Raw genomic sequence first — 10871 nt, 5'->3', positions numbered from 1 at the left:
GCTATTTCGGCGGTGGCGGTAGTGCCGACGCCGGTCCGGCCTCGCTGATGCTCAGGAGATCTTCCAGCGGCGCAGGGGCGACGCGGAAGGCGCCGTCGAACGGATGCTCCTGGAGCGCGATAATGCCGAGAGCGACGATGGCGCCGCTGGCGAACACCGTGAGCGCCGCGAGCATGGCCCGCGGACGTTCCAGATGCACCAGCGCCAGCGCCAGTTGCGTGATCAGCCCGAGCAGCAGGACCGACGTCCATTTCAGATCGTTGGTGTGGTCGGTCGACAGGCTGAGCCGGTCATTGCGCGCGGTCCCGGCGCGGATCGAGGCGCCCATCAGCGCCCCATGCACTGTGTTGCTGGCGTCGCGCGTGATGGCGGGATCGCTGATTTCGCGCAGCAGGCTGTCATAGGCCACATCGGTGCGCGGCGACTTCAGGCCAAGGAGCATTGCCGGCCATTCCTCCGTCACTTCCGATGTCACATAAGCCTTCAGCGCGGCGCGTATGTTGGACATGTCGGTGACCGATGCCACGCTCAGCGTATGGATGTTGCGCAACTCGCCGGCCTCGATCTGAACGGCGCGGACGGCCTGGCGGTTGCGGTCGCCGACGTCGCTGGCAAGGAAGCCCGTGAGCAGGCCGAACAGGATGGCCACCGAGGAAAAGAAAGGCGCGACGATGCCGTGGATGGACCGCAGCCGCATCGACAGCAGCCGGCTGGATGTCAGCCCCACGAGGATCAGTGCGACTCCGTAATAGATGGTGCCCAGTGTCGCGAAGATGCCGAAGGTAGAGAGTTCGAGCCAGGCTCTGATCATCAGGTCGCTTCCATGTCACCGTGAGGCGGGCTCGCAAAACCGTCCCCGACAAGGCATTATATGACTCGTATGACCTGATGCTATTGCCTTGTCGGCAAAGGCGCGATTCGCGGATGGGTTCGGAGACGACACGATGACGGAGCAGGCGAGACCTCAGCGGATCACCATCATGTTTGGTGGCCTGAACAAGGAGCGTCTGGTGTCGGTGGCCTCCGCACAGGCGCTGCACAGCGCGCTGCCTCACGCCGATTTGTGGTTCTGGGATGCCGATGACCGCGTCTACGAGACGTCGGGCACGGCGCTGCTCGCGCATGCGCGGCCGTTCGAGGACCCGTTCAAGCCCGGTGGCAGCAGCATCGGCGTGCTGACGCAGGCGCTCGACAAGGCCAAGGCCGAGAACCGCCTGCTGGTGCTCGGCATGCATGGCGGCGCTGCGGAGAATGGTGAGCTGCAGGTGATGTGCGAAATGCGCGGCATCCCGTTCACCGGGTCCGGTTCGGCATCATCCAATCTGTCTTTCGACAAGGTCGGCGCAAAGCGCTTCGCAGCCATCGCTGGCGTGCCCATCGCGGCGGGTGTCGCATTGAACGACATGGAAGCGGCGCTCGCCGAATACGGCAAGCTGATCGCGAAGCCCGCGCGTGATGGATCGAGCTACGGCCTTATGTTCGTCAATGCGAAGCAGGATCTCGTCGCGGTGCGCAATGCGGCCAAGACCGAGGACTATGTCATCGAGCCGTTCGTCGCCGGCGTTGAGGCGACCTGCGCCGTGCTCGAGCAGGCAGATGGCTCGCTGATCGCATTGCCGCCGATCGAGATCATCCCGGCCGATGGCGGTTTCGACTACGAGGCGAAATATCTCGCCAAGTCGACGCAGGAGATCTGCCCCGGGCGTTTCACGCCGGAGGTTTCAGCGGCGATCATGGATTTCGCGGTCAAGGCGCACCGCGCGATGTCCTGTCGCGGCTATTCGCGGTCGGACTTCATCGTGTCGGCCAAAGGCCCAGTCTATCTGGAGACCAACACGCTCCCGGGTCTGACCAAGGCGTCACTCTATCCCAAGGCGTTGAACGCGCAGGGGATTACTTTCGTCGATTTCCTGAATGGGCAGATTGATCTGGCGGTGAAGCGCGCAGGCGGGTGAGACTGCGTCCTCTCGGGTGTCGTCCCCGCCTAGCATGCCGAAGGCATGCGCGGGGCGGGGACCCATAACCACGGTCAATGTAATTGAAGCAGTAGCCGCGCCACATCTACAGCGCTCTCGCCCGTACTCTGGCGTGTATGGATCCTCGCCTTCGCGGGGATGACAACTTCAACGATCTCCCGGCCCCACCTTGCGCCGGCCACGATGCCGCCGCAGTTCCCTCGGGCACGTCGGCCACACCTCGGCTAAAGTCTTCCACAGCCGCATCAAATCGCGCTCTGCACGCATCCCCTTTACACTTTGTTTACCAGGAAGGCCGAAGGTTAACGCTGGCGGCGCGTGTTGCGCTTGGCTGCCGAGGCGTGAGCTGTGCGGGCGTTCCGTATCGTCGCGTATCGATGGAAAACCGGCCTTTTTCAAAGGCTTGAATCCATTCCGGCAGGACCGAGACGTCACTCGCGCCTTAAGTCCCGCGCCAATGCGGGCGTAACCTGTGACGAGCTCGTGGTATGGATGGTGGAGGACGCCTCTCTCGGTCGGCGCGACCCTTGAGGCCCCAAGCTGATCTTAAAATGGCTGCCCTTGGGGCAGGTATTCTGCTGCGTGAGCAGCTGAGCCCGCTCGCCCGCTTCTGGGCCCGTTTTCGTGCCGCCAAGCCTGTCGTCCGCGAACAGAGCACCAATCGCTTCATCGCGATGCTCGAGCGTTACGCGCCGCGCCGCGTCGGCATTGCCGCCACCGTGCTGATGCTGACCGGCAGCGTTGCGTTCGGCATGGTCAAGGGCAATCACGTCGACGAAATGGTCGAAGCCTTCAGCGATGCGCGCAATGTTGCGGCCAATGCCGCGGGCTTCCGCATCGCCTCTGTCATTCTCAACGGCCGCAAGCAGCTGACCCAGGACGAGATCCTGGCGATCGGCGGCGTCAATGGTCGCTCCTCGCTGTTCTTCCTCGATGCCGCGGCTGTCCGCGACAAGCTCAAGGCCAATCCGTGGATTGCCGACGCCAATGTGCTGAAGCTGTATCCGAACCGTCTGCAGATCGATGTCACCGAGCGCACGGCCTTTGCGCTGTGGCAGGAGGACGGTCGTCTCTCGGTGATCGCCGATGACGGTGCCGTTCTCGAAAACTACGTGTCGCGCCGCTTCATGTCGCTGCCGCTGGTGGTGGGCAAGGGCGCCGACAGTGGCGCCAGGGATTTCCTGGCACTACTCGATCGCTATCCGCAGGTCCGCTCAGTCACCAAGGCCGCGATCTTCGTCGGCGAACGCCGCTGGAATCTCCGCCTGAAGGACGGCCTCGACATTCGCCTCCCGGAAAACGACGTCGGCAACGCGCTGGCCATGCTCAGCAAGCTCGACAAGGAAGACCGCCTGTTCTCGCGCGACATCGTCGCCATCGACATGCGGCTGTCGGATCGCCTGACCGTGCGGCTGTCGGAAGACGCCGCGAAGGCACGCGAAGATCTGTTCAAGGCACAAGACAAGTCCAAGAAGAAGGCTGGCGCGGCATGACCGGTCTCGATCGCAACCAGGCGCCGAAAACGCGTCAGATGGCGGCCAACCGCACCGCGCTGGTGGCGTCGCTGGACGTCGGCACCAGCAAGATCGCGTGCATGATCGCGCGTCTGCGGCCATCCGCGCCGAACGAAGCCCTGCGCGGCCGCAGCCATGCGGTTGAACTGATCGGCTACAGCCAGATCCAGTCGCGCGGCGTCAAGTCCGGCGCGATCGTCGATATGGGCGAGGCCGAGCAGGCCGTCCGTCAGGCGGTGGCGCTGGCCGAACGTATGGCCAAGGTTCGCGTCGAATCCGTGCTGCTGTCAGTGTCGGCCGGTCGCCTGCAGGGCCAACTGATTGAAGCGTCAGCCGATATCAAGGGCGGCGCCGTCACGGCTTCCGATATCGCACGTGTCACCTCGACCGGCATGCGCCACGCGACGCCGCCGGGCCGCACGGTGCTCCATGCATTGCCGGTCGGCTATTCGCTCGATGGCGTGAAGGGCATTCGCGATCCCAAGGGCATGGTCGCCTCGCAGTTCGGCGTCGATATGAACGTCGTCACTGCGGACGCGACGGTCGCACGTAACCTGATGCTGGTCGTCGAGCGCTGCCATCTCAATGTCGAAGCCATGGCTGCGGCGCCTTATGTCGCGGGTCTCTCTGTTCTCACCGATGACGAGACCGATCTCGGTGCTGCCGTCGTCGAGATGGGCGCAGGTACGACAACGATCGCGACCTATTCCGGCGGACGCTTCGTGCATGCGTCGGGATTTGCGGTCGGCGGGCAACACATCACCATGGATCTTGCGCGCGGACTCGGTGCTTGCATCGCGGATGCCGAGCGAATCAAGACGTTATATGGCACGGTGCTGACGGGTGGCTCCGATGCGCGCGAACTGATGAACGTGCCGACGGCTGGTGATAACGATCGCGATTTTCCGCAGGTCGTGTCCCGCGCCACGATCGCGAACATCGTGCGTCAGCGTGCCGAGGAGATTTTTGAGATGGTCAGGGACCGGTTGGCGGATTCGCCCTTCGCTGCAGAACCGCGCGCACGCGTGGTGCTGTCAGGCGGCGCGTCGCAGCTCACGGGCCTTGCCGAACTCGGCAGCCAGATTCTCGGACGGTCCGTTCGCATTGCGCGACCACTCGGCTTCGGCCGGCTGCCCAATGAAGCCAAGAGCGCTTCGTTCGCGGTGCCGTCGGGCCTCTTGGTCTATCCGCAATTCGCTCACCTTGAACATGTCGAACCGCGGCATACGCGGCAGCTCAAGACAGGGACCAGTGACGGTTATTTCGGAAAGGTCGGACGATGGCTTCGAGAGGGCTTCTGATGAAATTTTTCCGGCCAGTGTTTTTTCCATCTCCGACGCCATCGGCCACCGGCCCATGGCATGACCACACAACGCGCGCGTAATCGAGAGGCAACCTCATGACCATCAATCTCAACGTACCTGATATCAGCGAGCTGAAGCCCCGCATTACCGTGTTCGGTGTCGGTGGCGCTGGCGGCAACGCCGTCAACAACATGATCACAGCCGGTCTGCAGGGCGTCGATTTCGTCGTCGCCAACACCGATGCACAGGCGCTGACCATGTCGAAGGCCCAGCGCATCGTGCAGATGGGCACGCAGGTGACCCAGGGTCTCGGCGCCGGTTCTCAGCCCGACGTTGGCGCTGCCGCCGCGCAGGAAGTCATCGACGAAATCCGTGATCACCTGACCGGTGCCAACATGGTGTTCGTGACCGCCGGTATGGGCGGCGGCACCGGCACTGGTGCAGCTCCTGTCATCGCCAAGACCGCGCGCGACATGGGCATCCTCACCGTCGGCGTGATCACCAAGCCGTTCCACTTCGAAGGCCAGCGCCGCATGCGCACGGCCGAAGCCGGCATTGCCGAGCTGCACAAGGTGGTCGACACGCTGTTGATCATCCCGAACCAGAACCTGTTCCGGGTCGCCAACGAGAAGACCACCTTCGCCGACGCCTTCGCGATGGCCGACCAGGTTCTCTACTCTGGCGTTGCCTGCATCACCGACCTGATGGTCAAGGAAGGCCTCATCAACCTCGACTTCGCCGACGTGCGCGCAGTCATGAAGGAGATGGGCAAGGCGATGATGGGCACCGGCGAAGCCACCGGTGAGAAGCGCGCGCTGACCGCAGCGGAAGCTGCGATCGCCAACCCGCTGATCGACGATAGCTCGATGAAGGGTGCCCGCGGCCTGCTGATCTCGATCACCGGCGGCAAGGATCTGACCCTGTTCGAAGTCGACGAAGCCGCGACCCGTATCCGCGAGGAAGTCGATGCCGACGCCAACATCATTGTCGGCGCCACCTTCGACGAGAGCCTAGACGGCGTGATCCGTGTGTCGGTCGTCGCCACCGGCATCGAGCAGGCCATGCTGGCCCGCAATTCCTCGGCTCCGGTCACTACCGTGACCTCGGCCATTGCTGCTCCTGCTGGCAACGGCGCTCCGGATGCCCGCTTGGCCGATCTGACCGCGCGTCTCCGTGCGGACAACCAGCGCATCGCCGCTGCGGCCGCCGCCAAGTCTGCAGGCGCTCCGGCTCCGGCCGCTGCGCCCCGCGCGCCGGCGACCAGCCATGAGCGTGCCGCGCTCGCCGCCATCGCCGCTGCCGTGGCTCCTGAAGCCGCTGCGCCGCAGCAGTATGGCGACGTGATGGTGCGCCCGATCGCGCAGAAGCCCTCGCTGTTCCCGGAAGCGCCGCGTCAGGAAGCCCCTGTCGAAGCGCCGATCCCCGAGCAGTTCATTCCGCCATCGGCCGAACGTGCTCCGCTGCGCGCTCCGCGGATGCCGAAATTCGAAGAACTGCCGATGCCGGCCCAGAATGAGATCCGTCAGGCACGCGGCGAATCGGAAGAGGAACCGCAGAAGGCTCGCCTGTCGCTGCTGCAGCGTCTGGCCAATGTCGGTCTCGGCCGTCGCGACGAGGAAACGGAAGCGCCGGTCTCCGGTCGTCCGTCGGCCCCGCCGATGGCTCCGATGCCGCCGCTGCCCGAACGTAAGCCACAGCGCAGCGTCGCCCAGCAGATGGGCAACGAGCCCCCGGTGTCCGAATACGCCCGCCGTCCGGCACCGCAGGGTCTTGATTCTCATGGCCGTCCGGCACCTGTTGCGCCAGCGCCACAGGGCGACGACCATCTGGATATCCCGGCCTTCCTGCGCCGCCAGACCAGCTGACCTTTGTTACAATCGTGTCGACGACCGAAGCCCCGGCTGGATCAGCCGGGGCTTTCGTTTGTGACGGCCGCCAAAAGCGGTGGAGTTCCTTAACCTATTGATAGTAAGTCATTAATCTTTACCGATGCGCTCTGCCAAGGCTCGAAAGAGCCGTGGAACCGGCAGAAATTTTGGTAAACCCCTGGCTTGATTGCGGCAAAGGTGGGGTAACAATCGGTAAAAAAGCGTGAGTTGGCGCACTTTGTGGCAGGGGTTAATGTCACTGCGACTCGGGGACTCAGGAGGCCGCAAGGTTCGACTGAGAGAGTCCCTCTCATGACGAGAGGCTACTTGGGTGGGTACCTTATGACTTTCAGCCGACAGACCACGCTTGGATCGCAAGCCACCGTTACCGGTGTCGGCGTCCATTCCGGAAAGCCTGTCAGTCTCACGCTTGGACCTGCGCCCGTCGATGCAGGTTATATTTTTGTTCGCACCGGTCTTGAAGGTGCCGATCGCGAAATCCAGGCCGACGCCAAATCTGTTATCGCCACCGAGTTTGCCACCGTGCTCGGCGATCGTGAAGGCCCAATCGTTTCCACCGCCGAACATGTTCTCGCTGCGCTGCGCGGCATGGGTGTCGATAACGCCACCATCGAAATCGATGGCCCGGAAGTTCCGATCATGGACGGTTCGGCAGCCGCCTTCGTCGCCGCCATCGATCAGGCCGGCATCGTGGAGCAGGGCGCCCGCCGCCGCTTCATTCAGGTTCTCAAACCGGTGCAGGTTGCCATCGGTGACTCGTTCGGCGAAATCCGCCCCTATGCCGCGGGCTTCCGCGCAGAAGTCGAAATCAACTTCGCCAATCCGGTGATTGGCCGCCAGAGCTACGTGCTCGACCTCAATCCTCAATCCTTCCGCCGCGATATCGCCCGTGCCCGCACCTTCGGTTGCATGAACGACGTGGCCCGCCTTTGGAGCGCCGGTTTCGCGCTCGGCGCGTCCTTCGAGAATTCCGTTGTGTTCGATGACGACAAGCTGCTCAACACCGAAGGCTTGCGCTATTCCGACGAATGCGCCCGCCACAAGGTGCTGGACGCCGTCGGCGATCTCGCGCTGGCCGGTCTGCCGATCCTCGGCGCCTATCGTTCGGTGCGCGGCGGCCACAAGCTCAACAATGCCGTGCTCTGCGCCCTGATGGCCGATCGGTCCGCCTGGAAGATCGTCGAAGCCGACGCCGTTCCGGCCCGCCGCGGGCGCGCCAGCGCCGATGTTACCTCGGGCATGCTTGGCGGTATGATCGCGCCGGCTTTCGGCCCGGACGTTTCCTGAGATCGGGCTTTCTGGCCTCCTTCTACCCGCTGCCGGTATTTTGCGTTGCGCTTTTGCGCGAGCGCGGACCTTTGCGTGTATCGGGACATCCCCGGTAACCATAACTCCCTGTATCTCCACATCCTTCGCCTTAATCCCGGCGAAATGGCTCCGTATCCGGTTGGTTAACGGACGTCATTCGGGTAGATAGAGCACGCGGTCGCCAAGCGAAGCTGCGGGCGCGTATCCGGTTGGTCCGTGATTGTGCGCGATCGCACGCGCAGACACCGCATGAAGGCGTCAGGTCTCAGATATATGTCGGCACAGCGCATTACGCTCGAATCCCGCGATTCCCTGCTCACCCGTTTCGGCCGCCACGTGCGGTTGGCGTCGAGCCTTATCGTGCTGGCCGTGCCGCTGAGCGGCTGTGGCACGGGCGCGCTGTGGGACAAGTTCGGCATCAAGGACGACACCTTCGTCGAGGAGCCCGCTGACAAGCTCTACAATGAGGGCTTGTACCTCATGAACCAGAACAAGGATCCCAAGGCTGCCGCGAAGAAATTCGAGGAAGTCGATCGTCAGCATCCGTATTCGGAATGGGCGCGCAAGTCGCTGCTGATGTCGGCCTATGCGGCTTACGAATCCGCCGACTACGACACTTGCATCGGCTCGGCCACGCGCTACGTCACGCTGCATCCCGGCAGCCCGGATGCGGCCTATGCGCAATATCTGATCGCCGCCTCGCATTACGACCAGATCCCGGACATCTCGCGCGACCAGGGCCGCACCGAAAAGGCGATGGCCGCGCTCGAGGAAGTGGTGCGTAAATATCCGACCTCGGAATATGCCACCTCGGCCAAGAAGAAGCTGGAAGGCGCGCGCGACCAGATCGCCGGCAAGGAAATGGAAATCGGCCGCTACAATCTCGAAAAGCGCAACTACACCGGCGCCATCAACCGCTTCAAGACGGTGGTGACGCAGTATCAGACCACGCGTCACGTCGAGGAGGCGCTGATGCGCCTGACCGAGGCCTATATGGCGATCGGCGTGGTCGGCGAGGCGCAGACCGCTGCCGCCGTGCTTGGCCACAACTTTCCTGACAGCAAGTGGTACAAAGACGCCTACAATCTTGTAAAGTCCGGCGGTCTCGAACCGAGCGAGAACAAGGGGTCTTACCTGAGCAAGGCCTTCAAGCGATTTGGCCTCGGTTAGGAACTGACCTCCCATGCTGGCCCGTCTGTCGATCCGTGACATCGTCCTGATCGAACGGCTCGATATCGAGTTTTCCCGCGGTCTTGCAGTGCTGACCGGTGAAACCGGCGCCGGAAAATCCATTCTTCTCGATGCGTTTGCGCTGGCCCTCGGCGGCCGCGGCGATGCCGGGCTGGTGCGCCACGGCGTCGAACAGGGCCAGGTGACGGCCGTGTTCGATCTGGCCAGGGGCCATCCGGCACTGGTGATTCTTCGGGATAACGGTTTCGACGACGAGTCCGGCGAGATGATTCTGCGCCGCGTGCAGCTCGCCGACGGCCGTACCCGCGCCTTCATCAACGATCAGGCGATTTCCGTGCAGACCATGAAAGCGGTCGGCGCCGCTTTGGTCGAGATCCACGGCCAGCACGATGAGCGCGCCCTCGTGGATGCCGCCACGCATCGCCGCCTCCTCGATGCCTTTGCCGGGCTGGAGAAGGACGTCACGGCGCTGGAAGCGCTCTGGGACGCCCGCAAGACCGCCTATGCGGCGCTGGAGACCCATCGCGCCAATATGGAGCGCGCCGCCCGCGACGCCGATTATCTGCGCCATGCCGCGGATGAGCTGAAGAAGCTCAATCCGAAGGAGGGCGAGGAGGCCAAGCTCGCCGAGCGCCGCACCGGCATGATGCAGGGCGAGAAGATCGCGGCCGATCTGCGCGAGGCGCAGGAGGCTGTGTCTGGCCATCATTCGCCGATCTCGTCGTTGGCCGCCGCCGTGCGCCGGCTGGAGCGCCGCGCCGGATCAATGCCGACGCTGGTCGAGCCCGCGGTGAAGGCGATCGACACCGCCATCAACGCGCTGGAAGAGGCCGACCAGCATCTCACCGCCGCGCTGATTGCCGCCGATTTCGATCCCGCCGAACTGGAGCGCATCGAGGAACGTCTGTTCGCGCTGCGCGGCGCCGCGCGCAAATATTCGACACCGGTCGACGGGCTCGCCGCGCTGGCCGCGAAATACTTTGCCGATGTTGCCACCATCGATGCCGGCGCCGGCCAGCTCAAGGGACTGGAGAGCGCGGCGTCGGAGGCCGACAAGAAGTATAGCGCTGCGGCGAGCAAGCTTTCGGCCGCGCGCATCAAGTCCGCCGAGAAGCTCAACAAGGCCGTCATCGCCGAACTCGGGCCGCTCAAGCTCGAACGTGCGAAATTCATCACCCAGGTCGACAGCGATGCAGGGACGCCGGGTCCGCACGGCATCGATCGCGTCGAGTTCTGGGTTCAGACCAATCCCGGCACCCGTCCGGGCCCGATGATGAAGGTCGCCTCCGGTGGCGAACTGTCGCGCTTCCTGCTCGCGCTGAAAGTCGTGCTCTCCGACAAGGGCTCCGCGCCGACCTTGGTGTTCGACGAAATCGATACGGGTGTCGGCGGCGCGGTGGCCGACGCCATCGGCGCGCGCCTGGCGCGGCTCGCCGGCAAGGTCCAGGTGATGGCCGTCACCCACGCTCCGCAGGTTGCGGCACGGGCCGACCAGCACCTACTGATCTCCAAGGACGCCCTCGACAAGGGCAAGCGCATGGCGACCCGCGTCAACACGCTGGCCAAGGACCACCGCCGCGAGGAAATCGCACGCATGCTGGCCGGCGCAGAGATTACCGCTGAGGCGAGGGCGGCGGCGGATCGATTGCTGCGTTCGGCCGTTTAATAGGCGGTCGGTCGGAGAACGTT

At 63.9% G+C, this 10871-nt stretch carries 8 protein-coding genes; 7 read left to right on the top strand and 1 reads right to left on the bottom strand.

Annotated features, from left to right (window positions below; genetic code table 11):
* Position 1: 1 nt before the first annotated feature.
* Positions 2 to 811, bottom strand: coding sequence for a DUF4239 domain-containing protein (locus AB8A33_RS17650; RefSeq protein ID WP_439093929.1), 810 nt, complete (start codon positions 809 to 811; stop codon positions 2 to 4).
* Between the two features lie 133 nt (positions 812 to 944).
* Between AB8A33_RS17650 and AB8A33_RS17645 the strand changes: the two genes are divergently transcribed.
* The 7 genes from AB8A33_RS17645 (at position 945) to recN (ending at position 10848) form a co-directional block, all read left to right on the top strand.
* Positions 945 to 1955: a D-alanine--D-alanine ligase family protein gene (locus AB8A33_RS17645; RefSeq protein WP_439093928.1), complete on the top strand. Its 1011-nt coding sequence runs from the start codon at positions 945 to 947 to the stop codon at positions 1953 to 1955.
* 509 nt (positions 1956 to 2464) lie between these two features.
* Positions 2465 to 3469 (top strand): cell division protein FtsQ/DivIB, encoded by a 1005-nt coding sequence (locus AB8A33_RS17640; protein WP_439093927.1) that lies wholly within the window; start codon positions 2465 to 2467, stop codon positions 3467 to 3469.
* Complete coding sequence (ftsA, locus tag AB8A33_RS17635) at positions 3466 to 4791, top strand: cell division protein FtsA (protein ID WP_068734085.1); 1326 nt, start codon at positions 3466 to 3468, stop codon at positions 4789 to 4791. The genes AB8A33_RS17640 and ftsA overlap by 4 nt, the downstream gene beginning before the upstream one ends.
* A 98-nt stretch (positions 4792 to 4889) precedes the next feature.
* Positions 4890 to 6659 (top strand): cell division protein FtsZ, encoded by a 1770-nt coding sequence (ftsZ, locus tag AB8A33_RS17630; protein ID WP_439093926.1) that lies wholly within the window; start codon positions 4890 to 4892, stop codon positions 6657 to 6659.
* Between the two features lie 345 nt (positions 6660 to 7004).
* Positions 7005 to 7970, top strand: coding sequence for a UDP-3-O-acyl-N-acetylglucosamine deacetylase (gene lpxC / locus AB8A33_RS17625; RefSeq protein ID WP_439093925.1), 966 nt, complete (start codon positions 7005 to 7007; stop codon positions 7968 to 7970).
* A 294-nt stretch (positions 7971 to 8264) separates the two neighbouring features.
* Complete coding sequence (locus AB8A33_RS17620; RefSeq protein WP_439095960.1) at positions 8265 to 9161, top strand: outer membrane protein assembly factor BamD; 897 nt, start codon at positions 8265 to 8267, stop codon at positions 9159 to 9161.
* Between the two features lie 13 nt (positions 9162 to 9174).
* Positions 9175 to 10848, top strand: coding sequence for a DNA repair protein RecN (gene recN / locus AB8A33_RS17615; protein ID WP_439093924.1), 1674 nt, complete (start codon positions 9175 to 9177; stop codon positions 10846 to 10848).
* Positions 10849 to 10871 lie beyond the last annotated feature (23 nt).

The organism is Tardiphaga sp. 813_E8_N1_3 (genome assembly GCF_051811025.1).
GTDB lineage: Bacteria > Pseudomonadota > Alphaproteobacteria > Rhizobiales > Xanthobacteraceae > Tardiphaga.
Note: the sequence above shows the minus strand (reverse complement) of the source record. Positions and strands in the feature narration are given on the sequence as shown.